This is a genomic window from Aeromonas sp. ZOR0001, assembly GCF_000801015.1.
Lineage (GTDB): Bacteria > Pseudomonadota > Gammaproteobacteria > Enterobacterales > Aeromonadaceae > Aeromonas > Aeromonas veronii.
Map to the genome: position 1 here is coordinate 1 of NZ_JRJY01000159.1, position 269 is coordinate 269.

A 269-nucleotide genomic window follows, 5' to 3' on the forward strand; every position below is an offset into this window, starting at 1 on the left:
CCCTTGATACGGAAGTGTTCATCCAGCAGTGTGCGATGCAGCCGTTCGATAAAGCCGTTGCTCTGCGGCCTGCGCACCTTAGTGGTCCGGTGCTCAATCCCTTCCAGTTGCAGGAACAGCTCGTAGAGATGATGGTCTGGGCGCCCACAGAACTCGCGCCCGTTATCCGACAGGATGGTATAGACCCGAGCCTCATGGGCTTCAAAGAACGGCAGCACCGTTTCATTGAGCACATGAACCGAGGTCACCGGCAGCTTGCTGGTGTAGAG

The 269-nt window shown here is 57.2% G+C and carries 1 pseudogene; it reads right to left on the reverse strand.

Going from position 1 to position 269, the window contains the following annotated elements:
- Positions 1–269: pseudogene (locus L972_RS18900) on the reverse strand (DDE-type integrase/transposase/recombinase); the annotation flags it as partial.